15 protein-coding genes are annotated in these 16,713 nt (G+C 56.0%); 10 read left to right on the plus strand and 5 right to left on the minus strand.

Going from position 1 to position 16,713, the window contains the following annotated elements:
• Positions 1-450 precede the first annotated feature (450 nt).
• Complete coding sequence (locus DFP98_RS19295) at positions 451-1,263, minus strand: histidinol-phosphatase (RefSeq protein WP_116062235.1); 813 nt, start codon at positions 1,261-1,263, stop codon at positions 451-453.
• A gap of 176 nt (positions 1,264-1,439) precedes the next feature.
• Entirely contained in the window at positions 1,440-2,342 is a 903-nt protein-coding gene (locus DFP98_RS19300; protein ID WP_116062236.1) for a LysR family transcriptional regulator, read from the minus strand.
• Between the two features lie 192 nt (positions 2,343-2,534).
• Between DFP98_RS19300 and DFP98_RS19305 the strand changes: the two genes are divergently transcribed.
• The 3 genes from DFP98_RS19305 (at position 2,535) to DFP98_RS19315 (ending at position 5,981) form a co-directional block, all read left to right on the plus strand.
• Complete coding sequence (locus tag DFP98_RS19305) at positions 2,535-4,082, plus strand: MDR family MFS transporter (RefSeq protein WP_116062237.1); 1,548 nt, start codon at positions 2,535-2,537, stop codon at positions 4,080-4,082.
• 4 nt (positions 4,083-4,086) lie between these two features.
• A complete protein-coding gene (locus DFP98_RS19310) occupies positions 4,087-4,653 on the plus strand; it encodes a PadR family transcriptional regulator (RefSeq protein ID WP_116062238.1) in 567 nt (188 codons plus the stop codon).
• Between the two features lie 77 nt (positions 4,654-4,730).
• Complete coding sequence (locus tag DFP98_RS19315) at positions 4,731-5,981, plus strand: MFS transporter (RefSeq protein WP_116062239.1); 1,251 nt, start codon at positions 4,731-4,733, stop codon at positions 5,979-5,981.
• A 275-nt stretch (positions 5,982-6,256) separates the two neighbouring features.
• On the opposite strand, the gene DFP98_RS19320 is transcribed toward DFP98_RS19315, so the two are convergent.
• Entirely contained in the window at positions 6,257-7,213 is a 957-nt protein-coding gene (locus DFP98_RS19320) for a zinc dependent phospholipase C family protein (protein ID WP_181917796.1), read from the minus strand.
• A gap of 114 nt (positions 7,214-7,327) precedes the next feature.
• On the opposite strand from DFP98_RS19320, the gene DFP98_RS19325 reads away from it, so the two are divergent.
• The 3 genes from DFP98_RS19325 to DFP98_RS19335 all read left to right on the plus strand — a co-directional run bounded on the left by DFP98_RS19325 (position 7,328) and on the right by DFP98_RS19335 (position 10,229).
• Complete coding sequence (locus DFP98_RS19325; protein WP_116062241.1) at positions 7,328-7,786, plus strand: chemotaxis protein CheX; 459 nt, start codon at positions 7,328-7,330, stop codon at positions 7,784-7,786.
• A gap of 88 nt (positions 7,787-7,874) precedes the next feature.
• Complete coding sequence (locus DFP98_RS19330) at positions 7,875-8,651, plus strand: SDR family NAD(P)-dependent oxidoreductase (protein WP_116062302.1); 777 nt, start codon at positions 7,875-7,877, stop codon at positions 8,649-8,651.
• Between the two features lie 27 nt (positions 8,652-8,678).
• Positions 8,679-10,229 (plus strand): DEAD/DEAH box helicase, encoded by a 1,551-nt coding sequence (locus DFP98_RS19335; RefSeq protein WP_116062242.1) that lies wholly within the window; start codon positions 8,679-8,681, stop codon positions 10,227-10,229.
• A 74-nt stretch (positions 10,230-10,303) separates the two neighbouring features.
• On the opposite strand, the gene pdaA is transcribed toward DFP98_RS19335, so the two are convergent.
• A complete protein-coding gene (gene pdaA, locus DFP98_RS19340) occupies positions 10,304-11,089 on the minus strand; it encodes a delta-lactam-biosynthetic de-N-acetylase (RefSeq protein ID WP_116062243.1) in 786 nt (261 codons plus the stop codon).
• 212 nt (positions 11,090-11,301) lie between these two features.
• Between pdaA and DFP98_RS19345 the strand changes: the two genes are divergently transcribed.
• Positions 11,302-12,501: an S-layer homology domain-containing protein gene (locus DFP98_RS19345; RefSeq protein ID WP_246016593.1), complete on the plus strand. Its 1,200-nt coding sequence runs from the start codon at positions 11,302-11,304 to the stop codon at positions 12,499-12,501.
• 172 nt (positions 12,502-12,673) lie between these two features.
• Here the strand turns inward: DFP98_RS19345 and DFP98_RS19350 are convergent, their stop codons facing one another.
• Positions 12,674-12,886: a hypothetical protein gene (locus DFP98_RS19350; RefSeq protein ID WP_116062244.1), complete on the minus strand. Its 213-nt coding sequence runs from the start codon at positions 12,884-12,886 to the stop codon at positions 12,674-12,676.
• Between the two features lie 105 nt (positions 12,887-12,991).
• Between DFP98_RS19350 and DFP98_RS19355 the strand changes: the two genes are divergently transcribed.
• From DFP98_RS19355 to DFP98_RS19365, 3 genes are read left to right on the plus strand one after another with little or no spacing between them, the layout of a single operon-like run.
• Positions 12,992-14,095, plus strand: a complete 1,104-nt coding sequence (locus DFP98_RS19355) for a GerAB/ArcD/ProY family transporter (protein WP_116062245.1) — start codon at positions 12,992-12,994, stop codon at positions 14,093-14,095.
• Entirely contained in the window at positions 14,092-15,531 is a 1,440-nt protein-coding gene (locus DFP98_RS19360) for a spore germination protein (RefSeq protein WP_181917797.1), read from the plus strand. Before DFP98_RS19355 ends, DFP98_RS19360 begins: the two co-directional genes overlap by 4 nt.
• Positions 15,528-16,670, plus strand: coding sequence for a Ger(x)C family spore germination protein (locus tag DFP98_RS19365; protein WP_116062247.1), 1,143 nt, complete (start codon positions 15,528-15,530; stop codon positions 16,668-16,670). The genes DFP98_RS19360 and DFP98_RS19365 overlap by 4 nt, the downstream gene beginning before the upstream one ends.
• The last annotated feature ends 43 nt before the right edge of the window (positions 16,671-16,713 follow it).

The following is a 16,713-nucleotide window of genomic DNA, read 5'->3' on the forward strand; positions in this document are numbered from 1 at the left end:
AAGTAAGTGTCAGCTTATTGCCAGCCATTGCCGTAAAAGGGTTCGCAGTCTCGTCCGCTCCGGAGTACGGAACGGAACAACGATCATGTAGAGCTGTGTAGCCGCGCCTGGTTCTGAGTGTGCGCAAAGCACTGAAAGTAACGTTATACAAGAAAGCCTGCCGTTGATCGTTGATCGGCAGGCTTTCTTGTATATAGTGTAGCCCAAGGGGGCTACAATAGAGCGGAAAACCCGTGCTAATTTCGCCGGAAAGGGAAAAATCGCAGAAATAGAGCGGAAACTCCGTCTTAATTTCTCCAAAAGAGGAAAATTTCAGAAATAAAGCGGAAGATCCGCCCTAATTTCGCCAAAAGAGGCGAATCCGCGAGAATAGAGTGGAAAATCCGTTTTAAATTCAACAAGGTGTTTCCCGGGTAGAGCGGTACTTAAGCGCATAGAAGCACAAGCGACTTACAAAGGAACGGCGATTTTTTCCTTCTGGCGAAAGAACACCCAACGGGTAAAACCGATCTCGCGCAGGCGGGAGCGGACAGCCTCCCATTCGTCTCCGACGCGGGCCGGCAGATGGGCGTCCGAGCCGAAAGTGACGTCGGCGCCGAAGTGCAGCGCGCGTTCGAGAACGGCGTCCGACGGATACCAGCCGCCGCAATCCTTTGTTTTCCCGCTCGTATTGATTTCGATCGACAGATCGTTCGCGGCGACCGCCTTTAGCGCTTCGTCGATGTCGGCTTCCGCTCCGGCAATGTCGGCAAAACCCGGATAATAACCTTTCATCGCGTCAATGTGGCCAAGCACCTGGAATAGTCCGCTTTCCGCAGAGCGGCGGATCAGTTCGTAATAATACTTTTTCTCGTCCAGCTGCTGCGCCTCGTCCTTGTCCTTCCAACGGTTGCGGTTAAAGATGCTGACGCCTCTCGTCTGATGCACGGAACCGATAATGTAATCGAACGGGTAGGGGGCGTAAGCCGACCGGTACAGCTCAATCTGGTCGATATAGAAATCGGATTCGACGCCAAGCAGCACCTCGATCCGGTCCTTGTATTGTTCTTTGAGCCGGAGCACCTCCGCCACATAATTCGGAAATTCGCTGCGGGCCATCGCGATGCCAGGCTGAGGATGATCGTGCTCGTGGGCAAAATAAGGCGAATGGTCGGAGATGCCGATAACGTCCAAACCGGCGCCAATCGCCGCTTCGATGTAATCCCGAATGCTGTCCGATGCATGTCCGCATCTGATGTGGTGCGTGTGCAAATCGAATTTCATTTCGTTCACTCCTAGGGCGTGTCTGCATACTCCGAGGGCAGCAGATTTTGCCGAATTTTCGTTCCATGCAAGGAACTTTTGTGAAGGCGTACCGGGGGTACGTCAAGCAAAAGTGACGCAGCAGGGGAGGTGAAAGACGCCCCCGAGCGGGTTTGCAGACACGCCCTCGCGTATCGTTATTCGCTTCCGATGAATTGATCCTCGGGCATCCCCTTCAGATCGTTCAAAAACTGCCTCATCGCGCTGTTGACGTATCTCCCCGACTTGGTCATCACGCCGACGGGGTGGCTGACCTCCAGTTCGGTTACAGGGATCATTTTGAGCGTTCCGCGCCGGACCTCCTCGGCTATGGACAGCTTGGAGACGACCGCGGCTCCCAGATTCAGCTCTACCATCCGCTTGACTTCCTCGCTGCTTCCCAACTCCATGGCGATATTCGGCTCAATTCCGTGCTCGCGCAGCACCCGATCCGTGAACCGTCTGCCCAAGGTGTCCGGCGACAGCAAAATCAAAGGAACGTCCTTCAGCATATCGATCGTGACCCGCTTGGCTCCGGCGAGCGGATGCTGCGGAGCGACGACGAATTCGAACGTATCGTAGTAGAGGATGGACGTTTCCACTTGCAGGCTGCGGTCGGTCAAGTAGCCGATGCCGATATCGACGGCGCCGTTCTCGACGCTGGAAAGCACTTGGGTCGAAGACATGGAGAGGATGCTGGTCTTAATGAGCGGATACTGGTTCTGAAAATAGGACAGGACGCGGGGCAAAATCTGAATCGCGATGGAGGAGGTCGTTCCGAGCACGATATGGCCTTGGGGCACTTGGTTCAGATCGGTCAGCTTCTGCTTAAGCTGCTCCACGATGGTAAGTATTTGCTCGGCATGGTCGAGAAAGACTTGTCCTCTGTCCGTTAAGGCGACGGGGTGATTGCGGTCGACGAGAATCGCTTTGAACTCGTCTTCGAGACTTTTGATTTGCGCCGATACGGCGGGCTGCGTCAAGTTGAGCACTTCGCCGGCTTTGCGGAAGCTTAGCGTTTTGGATATCGTGACTAACGTCTCCAGTTGGCTGATGTTCACCTGTACGCCTCCTTATATATTGAATTAATTTATCAACAGTCCCGATGGATATAAACAGGATTTGTCATAACTCTATTATAGGGGAAATGTTTTTTCATCGCAAAGGGTTTACAAGTACTCAAAATTGAGTATAATTACGATGTTGTACTCAAATTTGAGTATTTTAATCCGTCTAGAGAGGAAGTTCACCGTATGGATGTTAATAAGAGCAACACCAAGCTCGTCGTGGCCGGTCTTTTGCTGGGCTTGTTTATGTCGGCGCTTGATCAGACGATCGTCTCCACGGCGATGACGACAATTATTAAGAAGCTGGGAGGACTCGAAAGCTTTATTTGGGTGTATTCCGCTTATATGATTGCGATGGTCGTCGCGACCCCGATTTTCGGCAAGCTGTCGGATATGTACGGACGCAAGCGGTTTTTCCTGATGGGCTTGATTCTGTTCCTGCTTGGCTCGATTTTGTGCGGCACGGCGCAGAACATGGATCAGCTGATCATCTACCGCGCGATTCAAGGCATTGGCGGCGGCGCTTTGATGCCGATCGTCTTTACGATTATTTTCGATCTGTTTCCGGGAGAGAAGCGGGGGAAAATGATGGGGCTGTTCGGCGCGGTATTCGGCGTGTCCAGCGTTTTCGGACCGATCTTGGGCGGGGCGATTACCGATTATATGAGCTGGCGCTGGATTTTTTACATTAACGTGCCGATCGGGCTGCTGTCCATCTACTTCATTGCAACGGCGTACCGCGAATCGAGAAATACCCGCAAGCAAGTGATCGACTGGGCCGGAGCGGTGCTGCTGACCGGCGCGATTCTGTGCTTGATGTTCGGGCTGGAGCTGGGCGGTTCCGAAGGCTGGGCTTGGGATTCCGTTAAAACAGTCTCCTTGTTCGCCGGTTCCGCGGTGCTGCTCGCGCTGTTCCTGTGGGCGGAGAGCGTCGCGAAGGACCCGATCATCAAGCTGTCGTTGTTCCGTACGCGTCTCTTCACGAGCAGCATGGCGATTAGCCTGCTCTACGGCGGCGTAATGATCGCCAGCGCGACTTATATTCCGATTTTTATTCAAGGCGTATTCCATAAAACGGCGACGGAAACGAGCACGGTGCTAACCCCGATGATGCTAGGCGTCGTGCTGAGCAGTCAAATCGGAGGCAGAGTCGCCAGCCGCTTCAGATACCGGGACGTGATGCTCGTGTCCGCGGTAACGCTGCTGATCGGCTCCTATTTGCTCGGATTTGTGATGAATACCGACACAAGCCGTCTCGTCATCACCCTGTTCATGATCGTGATCGGACTCGGCATGGGTGTATCCTTCTCGCTGCTGAACATCTCGACGCTCGGCTCCGTTCCTCCGCAATACAAAGGCTCGGCCTCGTCGCTGATCACCTTTTTCCGGACCATCGGTTCGGCGCTCGGCGTAACGGTGTTCGGAACGCTGCAGAAGCATCATTTTCAAGAGGGAATTCGGGAAGTGCCGAATATGAGTCCCGAAATGGCGGGACAGATCAAGGGCGGCCAAGCGCTGCTCGATCCGACCATTCAAGAGAAGATGGGACTGTCTCCCGACATCGTGAACGGTCTGCTCTCCAAGCTGGCCGGCTCGATCACTTACATTTTTCAGTGGTCGGTGCTATTGCCCGCCTTGGCGCTCGTGTTCGTGCTGCTGATGGGACGCGCCAGAATGGAGAAAACCGTTCCGGCGCCGCAGGGCAAGCCGGAGGTTTCCTACAACAGAGGTTAGCGCCATGTCGATCCGATTAATCATTCTTGGACTGTTGATGGAGAACAATCGGCATCCGTACGAGATTCGGCAGACGATCAAGAAGAGAAATTGGCATTTGACGTTCCGGATTCGAGACGGCTCGCTTTATTACGCGGTCGATCAGATGCGGGGCGAAGGGCTGATCGAGGTAGCGGAGACGATTGCAGTTCAGGGCGACAACCGTCCGGATAAAATCGTATACCGCATTACGGACAAAGGGAAAGAAGCGTTCACGCGGATGATCTACGAGGAGTTTGGCAAAGACTTCTATCCGCAGCACCCGATGTTTGCCCCGCTCGCTTTCTCGCGGCACGCCGATAACGAGGCAATGGAGGCGCTCATCGCCGAGCGGCTTGACGGCTGTCTGGAAAGAATTCGGAACGTACAAGACGTATTGGAGATTAAAGCAGGCTGGCTGCCGCATGGCGCCAAAAGGATGATCGAGGGCATACTGCGGTTCAGCGAGACGGAGCGCGACTGGCTCACGGAGATGCTGGAGGATGCGCAAAAAGGCTTGTTGAACTCGGCTGACCGGCAACCGGATCACTGACCGGAAAAGGAGATCGCCGAACGTTTGTCGAATTAGTCCGTCAAATCCGCGCGTAAAGCGAGAGAGGCGACATTCCGATGGACGACAAAAAACAGATTAACGCCTGGGTGATGTACGATTGGGCGAATTCGGCTTTCGCCACGACGATTATGGCAGCGGTCATGCCGATTTACTTTATCAGCGTCGCCGGCGGAACCGACGGAAGCTGGAGCTTCACGCAGACGGCCGCGGCGATCGTCGTGGCGCTGCTGTCGCCGCTGCTTGGCGCAATCGCCGACCATGCGGGACGGAAAAAAACGTTTCTCCGCGTCTTCACCGTGATCGGAGCGTCCGCCAGCGCGGCGATGGCCTTGATCGGCCCGGGCGATATGTGGCTTGCTTCCGTGCTTGTCGTTATCGGCATGGTCGGCTTCGGAGCCGGCAATACGTTCTACGACGCGCTGCTTGGCGATGTGACCTCCCCCGCGCAGCGGGAACGCGTCAGCGCCAGAGGCTACGCGATGGGCTATTTGGGCGGCGGGGTGCTGCTGGCCGTCAATCTCGGACTCATACTCGGCTGGGAGACAATCGGACTGCCGGACAGCACCGCCGCGTCGCAAATTTCGTTCGTGACGGTCGGAGTCTGGTGGTTCGTTTTCTCGCTGCCTTTGTTTCGTCGGGTTCAGGAAACGAGGCTGGCGACGGAAGGAACGGCGATGGCACACATCAGGACGGGAGCGCGGCGACTTAAGGAAACATTTAGCCGGATCAAGCGTTATCCCGAACTGATGAAGTTTATGCTGGCTTACTGGTTTTTCTTCGACGGCATCAATACGATCATCGTTATGGCCGCCAGCTACGGCACGACGATCGGCATCGAATCTACCCATCTGATCGCCGCCCTGCTCATTACGCAATTCGTCGGATTCCCGGCGTCGCTCCTGTTCGGCAAGCTGGCCGACAAGCTGGGCAGCAAGAAGATGCTGTACAGCTCGCTCGTCATCTATCTGATCATCGTCCTGTTGGGTTACTTCATGACCAGCGCATTGCATTTCTACTTGCTGGCCTGCATGGTCGGGCTTGTGCAAGGAGGCTCGCAGGCGACGTCGCGATCGATCTTCAGCAAAATGATTCCTCCCGGCCGGAACGCGGAGTTTTTCGGCTTCCTCAGCTTTACGAGCCGTTTCTTCTCGTTCGGCGGCCCGCTCGTATTCGGCATTGTTAAGCTGCTCAGCGATTCGAGTCGGTCCGCGCTGCTGGCCGTTGCCTTCTTCTTCGTCGCGGGCCTTATCCTGCTGACATTCGTCGATTTGGCGAAGGGAGAGAAGGAAGCCGGACAGACGATTTGAGCGCATGAGTACCGGAAGACCCGGCTGAATTCAAGGTTCGACGTCGAATCCGCCCCCTGAAACGCTTCGTGATCAAAAGCGGACTTTTTGACCTACCGCTCAAATGAAGGGTCAAAAAGTTCGCTTTTCAGCACCGAGAAAATTGGATGAAGACCGGTGATGAGGAACGGAGTGTAGGCAAACCTACATGAGTACCGGAAGACCCGGCTGAATTCAAGGTTCGACGTCGAATCCGCCCCCTGAAACGCTTCGTGATCAAAAGCGGACTTTTTGACCTACCGCTCCGGAATGACCGAGTCGGCGTAGACGATGTCCGCGCTTCCGCATGGCCGACCGGTTTCGTAGGAGACGTTGCCGAGCAGCTCGCCGAAACGCGCTCGCAGCGGCTCCGCTTCCGCATCTGCCGTCCCTGTCTCCAGCCAGCGCAGCGCCGCAGTCATCGTCTCCTGCGCGTCCTTCAGCGCCCGATCCCACAGCTCCAGCGCGCTGGAGCTGTGAACCGTCGTGCGATCGGTCGGATCGATCCACCTTTGGCGGGACTCGTTCAGCACGTCCCAATCCGGAGTCCGGCGCGGCGGGGAGAACGGCTGCAGCATGCCGAAGACGAGTCGGCCTTTCCAGCCGCTCGGATCGTAGAACAGCCGCTGCGCCTGCTGCATCTGCCGGACGGCGTTATCGAGCTCCTCGGGCGTCATGCGTTCCGCCGGAACCGGATAATGGAGCCGAGCGGCGCGGAGGAAGCCGGAGGCGAAGTCGCCGGGCAGGCGCCCGTTCGTGTCGATCTCCGGAGAAACCGGAGTTTGGCCAGTATGAATATCGGCGCGCCGCAACATAATCGCGGAATCCATCGCCGTTTCATAGCGTTGATGATGCCATTTTTTAAAGCCGGAACGGCTGAATACGAACGGATGAAGATGGCGATCCAACAGATGATGCAGCAGAAACCCGAGGCTGTAGGCGGTTGCCGGCTCGTCCGGAGAGCGGCCTTTTGCTTCTTCCAGCAGCGACAGCAGGAAGGGGCCGCAGCTTTGCGAGTGCATCAACGAACCTAGCCTGTTCAAGTCTGTGTCCCCGCTCTGCCACGGCAAATAACGGTCGTAAAATAAAAAGTCCGGCCCCTGGCAGCCGAGCTGGAAGGCGGTTTTCCACTGGGGAATCTCCATAGGTCTTTCGGCCCGAACGAGGGCTAAAACCTCTTTGCCGAATTGAATATGAGCCCAAACATTCGGCATCATTCTGCCTCCTTTGGCAAAAATCAGTGTACTTGTACCTATGATTTAAGTATAATAGGGGAAAGTGATTACGGCTAGCGGTTCAATCCAAACAGACAAGGGGCGCGTTCAGGCATGAAGGCTGAGTACATCAACCCGTTTTTGGAATCCGCGCGGATGGTCATCGAACAAATGGTGCAGATTCGTCCTAGCACGGGGCAACTGTCGATTCGAGACATCAAATTCGCGGAAAACCATGTATGGATTCAAATTGGACTGACAGGTCATCTAACCGGCGATATCGTATTCGGGTTGAGCGAATCGGTCGCGTTGAGAATCGTATCTGCCATGATGGGCGGATACGCGATTACCGAGATTGACGATATGAGCAAGAGCGCGATTTCCGAGCTGGGCAACATGATCAGCGGCAACGCCAGCACGATGCTTTATAATCAAGGCGTTCACGTTGACATTACTCCTCCGAAAATTATGGAGTCTCATTTCGCATCGGCGACCGGAGCCAGCAGAGCGCTGGCGGTACCTCTTATTATGGATGGAATCGGCGAGATGGAAATTCAGGTTCTCATTGCGTAATAGATAGGAACGAACGCCCCGTCAGGGGCTTTTTTCATGGGACCATTCGGCCGGATGTGTAATTTGGCGGGGAGGGGTTATGATGAGAGTGGAGCTGCGCGGCAAAGTCGTGCTGATTACCGGGGCGTCTAGCGGCATCGGAGCGAAAGTTGCCGTTCTGCTGGCGGAGCGGGGCGCGATTCCGATTCTGACGGCGCGGTCCGTGGACAAAATGGAGCGATTGGCCGCATCCATCTCCGGCGAGCACGCAGTGTACGCGATGGACGTCCGTTCGGACGAGCAGGTTCGGGAGACGGTGGCGCGGGTCGTCGAGCGTTACGGCAAAATCGACGTACTTCTGAACAATGCGGGTTACGGAGAGTTCATTCGTTTCGCCGATGCTTCGATCGCTCATTTTCAGGACATGCTGGACGTCAATTATATGGGCTCGGTTCGCTGCACCCATGCGGTTCTGCCCGATATGATGCGTGCAGGACAGGGTCACATCGTTAATGTCGCTTCGATGGCCGGGAAGATGGCAACCGCAAAGTCGACCGCTTATGCCGCAACCAAGCATGCTGTGCTGGGCTTTACGAACGCTTTGCGCCGGGAACTGCAAGGCTCTGGCATCGCCGTCTCGGCGGTTAATCCGGGGCCGATCGATACGCCGTTCTTTGATCGCGCCGATCCGGACGGCCAATATTTGCGGAACCTGGGCGGGTTCATCCTGTCGCCGGACAAGGTTGCAAGGGCGATCGTATCGGTTATCGAGAAGCGCAGGCCGGAGTTGGACATGCCATGGGCGGCATCGGCCGGGACGAAATTTATGCTGTTGTTTCCGCGGCTCGGCAACGCGCTGTTCGGGAAATTATTAAACCGGAAATAGGTTTTCACGAGAAATGGGGTTGGCATTATGGATTTTGTTACATTGGGATTAAACGAGACGCTGGTCGACAAGCTGGCGGCCTCCGGAATTACGCAGCCTTCGGAAGTGCAGCGGCAGGCTTTGCCGGAGCTGTTGAGCGGAAGAGACGGCATTCTCATCTCGCCGACGGGAACGGGCAAAACGCTGGCGTACTTGCTGCCTCTGCTGCAGCGGATCGACGGCTCTAGCAAGGAGGTACAGGCGCTTATTCTCGCGCCGACGCAGGAGCTGGCGATGCAAATTATGCGCGAGGCGGAGGCTTACGGGCAGCCGCTCGGCGTTAAAGCTGCGGCGCTGATCGGAGGCGCTTCGCTGGCGCGGCAGCTCGAACGGATGAAGAGCAAGCCCGCGCTGATCGTCGGCACGCCGGGACGCGTGCGCGAGGTGGCGAGTACGCGCAAGCTGTCGCTGCATAGGGTTGGCTTTGTCGTCGTGGACGAGACGGACCGGATTTTCTCCCTCGGCGGCAAAAACGACGTCGAGAATTTGCTGAAAATGTGCTCCCGCGAGCGCCAGACCGTCTTCGTATCGGCGACCCGCTCGCAGGCGATGCGCGAAGCGGAGGCGAAGTGGCAGAGCAATCCGTGGGTAACCGACGTGACGGAGCAGGAAAATGAGAACGGGCTGTCCTCGACGCTTAAGCACTGGTATTTCCTTGGCGATCGGCGCGACAAAATCGATCTCGTGCAGAAGCTTGTCCGTCATCTAAAGCCGAGCTCCGCGCTGCTGTTCGTGAACGATACCGACAAAATCGGCGAGCTGATCGCCAAGCTGCGCTACGAAGGGCTGTCGGTCGAGGCTTTATACGGAGACACGAGAGGGCAGGAGCGCGGCGAGGTGATGCAGCGCTTCCGCAAGGGCCGCACGAAGCTGCTGATCGCGACGGATGTTGCCGCCAGAGGATTGGACCTTCCGGGGCTGCCGCTCGTCATTCAATTGGAGCCGGCGCTGGATGCGGATCATTACGTGCACCGGTCGGGCCGCACGGCGAGAATGGGACGCGACGGAACCTCCATTACGCTGATCGCTCCGGAAGAGCGTTTTATTCTCGATAAATTGGAAAAGCAGCTTAGTATCGCTTTCGAGCCGCAGATGCTCTACGAAGGACGGGTCGTACCGTACGAGGAAGGCATGAAGCGCAAAGGTCCGGGAGCCGGTCGCAGATCGCCCGCTGCCGACGAGAGGGGCGACCGCCCGTTATGGAAGTCGAAGGCGGATTATCTGGCTTCGCTGGAGACTCGCAAGCAGGCCGAAAGCAAGGGAACGCCTAGCGGCGAAGCGAGGCGCGAGCGGCCTCAGGCAGCGGGAGCTGGCGGGATGTCTGCAGGCAAGATGGCCGAGAAGTCCGTTGGCAAGTCAACAGGCAAAACGTCGGTTGCGGGCAAGCCTCAGTCGACGGCTCAAGCAGCGCCATCGCCGGCTGCTAAGCCCAAGCCGGGCAAATCAAAATCGGAGCGCGCGAGAGAGCAGAAGAACAAGGGCGCTCCGAAGTGGTTAAAGGCGAAACGGGAAGCCGGTTCTCCGCCCAAGTCAGATTAAATTGAATAAGCCGTCTCCTGTCATGCGATCTTGGGATCGGGACGGGAGACGGCTTATTTTCAATTCCGCGTCGTTTAGCGGTACGTTTTCATTTGCAGCTCGTTTAAGCTTTTGAACTCGTACCCCTGCGAGCGCGCCGCGTCAATGATGCGTCCGAGCGCTTCGACGTTGTCGCGGGAGACGGAGTGGAGCAAAATGACGGCTCCCGGGTGCAGTTGGCTCATCACGCTGTCGTAGGCGTATTGGCCGCCTCGCTGACTGTTAACGTCCCAGTCTTTGTACGCGACCGACCAGAAGACGCCGGTGTAGCCCAGCTCGCGGCAGACGGAGAGCATCCGATCGCTGAAAATGCCCCGGGGCGGGCGCATAAACTTCATCTCTTGCCCTCCGGTAAGCTCGGCGACCGCTTGCCTCACCTTGTCCATTTCTCCGCGAATTCGCTCCGCTCCGACTTGGCTCAAGTCCGGGTGGCTCCAGGAATGGTTGCCGATCAGATGACCTTCCTTGGCCATTCTTTGCACCAGCTCCGCCTGGTCCTTCACGAAATGCCCGGTTACGAAAAAGACGGCCGGAACCTGCTTATCCCGCAAAATGTCGAGAATGCGCGGCGTAAAGCCGTTCTCGTAGCCGTTGTCGAAGGTCAGATACAGTTCCTTGCTGTTCGTGTTGCCGAGAAAGATGGCTTGCTGCCTTTGCAGAATGTTCATGAAGCCTTCTTCGGCGATGGACGGCAAGCTTCCCTGCTTGCTTTTCTTGAATCCGAAATGGAAGGGAGACTGGGAATTGGCCGCCGCGGTTGCGGCAAAAATCAGGCAGGCGGCGGCAATGCCCGCCAACATGGGGATCAATCGGTTGCGCATGAATGTCGGCACTCTCCTTACGGACATGGTTCTTAATACCATGGTGCGAAAGAAGCGGAATTATTCACAGCGGGTTCCCGAAGTCGTCCCGAGATTTCCTACCTGAGCCTTATTTCCGACTTTGGGCCTTGCCAGGGAGCGCCTTTTCCTTGGATGCTATTAATGCGGGAACTATCCCGTGAATACGATTGCTGCAGAGGAGAGACTTCAGGATGAAACAGATGCAACCGGTTCTTAAAAAGACGGCAGCGGCTACGATCGCTTTGACACTGCTTGCGGGCAGCGCAGCGGCAACGATGGCTTCGGCGAAATCCGACCATGGCTCGAAACACGGAAACGAAGGAAAACGCGGCGGTAAAAGCGGCATTCATCTGGATTATAAAGATTTGAACGGGAAAGAGTGGAAGTGGGCTTACGAGCCGATTATCAGGCTGGCCGCCCAAGGCGTATTCAACGGCTATGAGGACGGCAGCTTCAAGCCTCGCAACAACATCAGCCGAATCGAGGCGCTTGTCGCGGCGGTTCGGCTCCTGGGCCTCAAGGAAGAGGCTGAAAAGCCGGAGAATAAGAACGCCAACCTGAACTTCAAGGATTACGACCAGCTGCAGAAAAAATACGGTTGGGCGGTCGGCTACGTCGCCGTGGCGCTGGAGAACGACTTGTTCTCCGAGACGGACACCAAGATTCAGCCGGATAAGCCGGCATCCCGGCTCTGGGCGTCCGTTCTGCTCGTCAAAGCGATGAAGCTGGAAGCCGAAGCGAAGACCAAGATGGATACGGTGCTGCCGTTCCGCGACGCTAAGGAGATTCCCGCGGGCTCTGTCGGTTATATCGCAGTGGCGCTGGAGAAAAATCTGATCAAAGGCTACAACGACAACACGTTCCAGCCCAACCGTCCCGTTACCCGCGCGGAGCTGGCGTCGCTGCTGGACCGCGTCGATCAGCAGCTTCCCGAAGAAGGCAGAGCGCAAGCGATCGTCGGCAAAGTCGAGACCGTCGCCAACAATGCCTTGACAGTGAGAAAGTCGGACGGAACGGCAGTAACGGTACCGGTAGACGCCAACGTGTTTATTTTCCGCGACAATGTTAAAGCTTCGCTCTCCGCATTAAAATCCGGAGACGAGGCGCTCGTGCGCACGTATGAGGGCAAAGCGGTGTTTATCGAGGTGACCCAAACAGCCGAAGCGAACACGCAGTTCGTCGACAGCGGCATGCTGACCTCCTTCACGCTGAATCCGGACGGCAAGCTGACTACAGTCTCCCTGAATAAAACGCTAAACGGCGTCACTCATGTGATTATTTACAACGTCGACGCGAACGTCTCGATCAGCGGCGGCGGTCTGACCTCGAACGTGAACGTCGTCGTTCGCGGGACGAACAGCCTGGTGCAAACGATCGAAATTCAATCTTAACCCGTCATAGCGATGTTTCGAACAAAAGGCTGTCCCACAAGCCAACCCAGTTGCTCTGAAAGAGAATCGATGATAAAGGTTCAAGAGGTATGTACCTCCCTTTCTTTGTCTATCGATGATCTCAAGCAACTCTGGCTTATGGGACAGCCTCGTTTTTTTTGCGCAGCTCTCATTATCCGTTTCGCGTACTCTTCCGGGAAGCTCTCGCGCTCAGCTCCGCCAAGAACAGCGACAGAAGGACGGGCAGCATAGTCATCGCTTCGACGGTGAGAAATCCCCACGTTCCGACGGAGAGCGCCTTATACCAATGGTAATCCGACAACCAGACGCACACAAGAACGAGCCAGACGCCTGACGCCGAATAAGCCAGTCCGTAAGCTTTCATCCGAGACACCTCCGATTCTACCATTCCTCGCGATAAGCCTCCCTATTCCGAGTAAAAAGGGGATCTCTTGCGCATACTGAAACGGCGTCGAAAGGATGGTACGATATGGAACGCCGGGAAGTGATCAGCAATTTTCAATTGATGTCCCTTATCGTCATATCGACCATCGGGACGTCCAGCTTGTACGCTCCGGCCACATTAGTCCGTTACGCCGAACGGAATTCGTGGTTTTTGGTGCTTGCGGGCGGTCTGGCCGGCCTGTTGAATCTGGCTATTTTAATGGCTTTAAACCGGATGTATCCGGACAAAAACTTGATCCGCATCTGCAAGCATGTGCTAGGACCTTGGATCGGGGGCTTGCTTGCTTTTGCGGTTATATTTTACTTTATCGACGTTACCGCGTGGATTGTTCGAGAGTTTGCACAGTTTTTCATCGTCGCGCTGAGTCCGGTCGTTCCCCAGTCCTGGTACTTGGCTACGGGTATCATTATGGGAGCTTACGCGGTCTATCGAGGTCTCGAAGCCTTCAGCCGCGTGTCGGAGATCGTGCTTTTCGTCATCGTGTTTACTTTTCTGGGCATTTACACCGTACTGAGCTGGCAATACCATCCGGAATATTTGCTTCCCGTTCTTGAGAACGGATTGCTTGCGCCGCTTTCCGGCATCATTCCCGTCGCTTCTTGGCTAGGCGATCTGATGTTCATCTCGATGATGCTGAATCACGTGCGCCGCACGAAAAAAACAGCGGCATACGCCGTCGGGGCTGTGGCGGTTACGACGGTGCTGCTCATGTTATCCGTGCTTTCTTGTACGCTGTTGTTCGGGGCTAAAGCATCCGAGTCTTTCACCTACCCTAGTATCAGCCTGATTCAGAACATCCGCCTGTTTCGGCATATCGAGCGGTTCGATGCGGCCCTCGTCGCCGTATGGGTGATGAGCTGCTTTATCAAGCTAACCGTTTATTTATGGTCCGCTCAGCAGGGGTTGGCCGACTTGCTGAAGCTGAAGAAGCCGCGCATGTTTCTTATTCCGGTCGCCGCCGGAATCTATGTTTGCGCCAAGTTCAAAGTATGGGGACTCATTGAGCTTGGCAGGTTTTACGATCAGCAAGCCTGGTATTTCTGTTTGTTCCAGTATGCCGTTCCGGGATTCCTTCTGTTGGTCGCATGGCTGCGAGGGGACGGCGGCAAATCGAAGGTGGGCGCATGAACGATACACAAACGGAATTCTCGGAGGATTTGGCTGAAAATGTCCGACGGATACGGGAATGCATGCAGCATACCGACGATTTGATCTTCGTCGACCGGGAGCTTGCGACGGGAAAGCCGATCAAGATCGCCTATTTGCAGGGCTTGACGGATGACCGTAGGCTGGAATATTTGCTGGCCCATGCCAGAGAGTTTGGGAACGGGGACTTTGCTTTCGGCGACGATGGCTGGCGCAAGTCGATTCAGCAAGGGGCGGAAAGTCTTGCCGCCGGACAAGCGCTGCTGCTGTTCGCGGATCCGCCGGGCGCCGCAGCCATCGACCTGTTGGGCGTTCAGCTTAGAAACGTAGAAGAACCGTCGAGCGAATCGACCGTCAAAGGACCGAGAAGCGGTTTTACGGAGTCTCTTACCAATAACCTGGCGCTGGTGCGTTACTACTGTCCTTCTCACCAGCTTAAAATCGAAAGCTGCAAAATCGGAAGGCTGAGCCCGACCCCGCTGGCGGTCTTGTCTGTTGGCGGCATCACGAACCCGTCCATTCTGAAAGAGGTTCATCGCAGAATCGACGAGATCACCGCCGACTTCATAGTGGGAAGCAACGCGATCGAGGAGTGGATCGCCGATCACCGGGGAACGATGTTTCCGATGGTGGAATCGACCGAACGGCCGGACCGCGTCGTCGGCGCGCTGATGGACGGGCGAATCGCGATCATCGTTCAGGGCACTCCGTTCGTCATTTTGCTGCCCTTCGTTTTTTTGCAGGCCTTTCAGGTAGGGGAGGACTACTTTTGGAATTTCTATATCGGTTCTCTTCTCCGCATGCTCCGGATTTTTTGCGGTTTGGTCGGGTTGCTGCTGCCCGGGTTCTACGTCGCTACGGTTACTTACCATCACGAGCTCGTGCCGACCGCGCTTCTTCAGAGCATTGCCGCCGCGAAGGAGCCGGTGCCGTTCCCGGCCGTCGTGGAAAGCTTCGCGATGATGTTTGCGTTCGAAATTATGCGCGAAGCGGGCATTCGCATGCCGAAGCAAATCGGGCAGGCGGTCAGCATCGTCGGTGCGCTTATTCTCGGTCAAGCCGCAGTGGAAGCCGGGATCGTGTCGCCAATCATGGTCATCGTCGCGGCGCTGACGGGCATATGCACGTTTACGCTGCCTCCGAACGCTATGAATTACGCCATTCGTCTCCTCCAATTCGGAATGACGTTTCTAGCTTCCCTGCTCGGCTATGTCGGGCTTGTGGCCGGGATCATCGGTTTGCTGGTTTATTTGGCTTCCTTGCGCTCATTCGGGATTCCGTACTTGGGACCTGCGGCGCCCCTGAATGCGCAGGAATTGACGGATGTTATCGTGCGGCGTCCGATTCCTTGGGACTCCAAGCGTCCGACTTTGTTTCGGGCGCTTAACCCTTATCGTTTCAGAGGCGGGGACAAATGAGAGCGGCAGGGCGGATCGCGTGGGTATTAGCCGTGTTTGCTTTGGTTGGTACGGGCTGCAGAGGCAGCCTGGAGCTGAACGAAATCCATATTGTCCATTCCGTCGCCCTGGACGCGGGAAAGAACGGAGGCGTGAAGCTGTCCGCGGAAATCGCGAGGCTTTCGGCCGGACAACAACAGCCGAAAGGCATGCAGAACAAGACGTTCATGTTGACCGGGGAAGGGAGCAACATTTTCGAAGCTGCCAGGTTGATGCGGGCCAAGTCGGACCGTACGCTGCTGTGGGGACAGACAACGGCGATCGTGATTAGCAAAGACATCGCGCTTGAGAGCTTGGACAAGCAGATCGAGACGCTTCGCCGTTTCCGGCAATTTCGCAATACGACGCTCGTCTACATGATCGACGGACAGGCTTCGAGAGTATTGGAAGTAGAGATGCCGAACGCTTCGATCAGCGCGCAGGCCTTGAGAGGATTGGCAGAAGGAGGGGAAACCACCGGCTTGACTTCGAGGACGTCCCTGCTGGACATCTATATGGACCGGATTAACGGCTACAAGGAGGTTTGCATTCCGGCGATCCGGGTGCTGAAGAGCAAGGACGGTGAGATGGACCGTCTGATTAAAGCCGCCGGTTTTTTCGCGTTCCGGGGCGAACAACTGGCAGGCTTCATGCCGGCGCGGATAAGCAAGGGCTATCTCAGAGCGTCCAATCGCATGAGGAGTACGATCGAAAAGCTGGCTTGCGACGGGAACCCCGGGAATACGATCGCATTCGAGAACACGAGAAGCAGCAGCCGGGTTGCAGCGTCGCTCGATAAGACCGGAACGCCGAGCGTTCGGATCGAAGTCGACGCGGATTTGAATCTGGTCGGACAGCCTTGCGAGGACCAGACGGTAACTCCCGAATTGATCGCCGAGTGGGAGAAACAGTTGAATTCGGAAATCGAGGACCAAATCAATGGGTTTATCGCATTTTCTCAGCAGCACGCGACAGATTTGCTGGGCATCGGCGAGCGCATTCATCGGAAGCAACCGCAGCAGTGGAAGCGGATCAAAGACGAATGGAGAGAAATTTACCCGACTTGCCGGTTCACAGTGAACGTTAACACCCGAATCGACCATACCAACTTTACGATTTGAAGCCGACTTTTTGTAAGCGGGTCTCCCGCCCGTTATAATAAGG

The organism is Cohnella phaseoli (assembly GCF_003386235.1).
GTDB lineage: Bacteria > Bacillota > Bacilli > Paenibacillales > Paenibacillaceae > Cohnella > Cohnella phaseoli.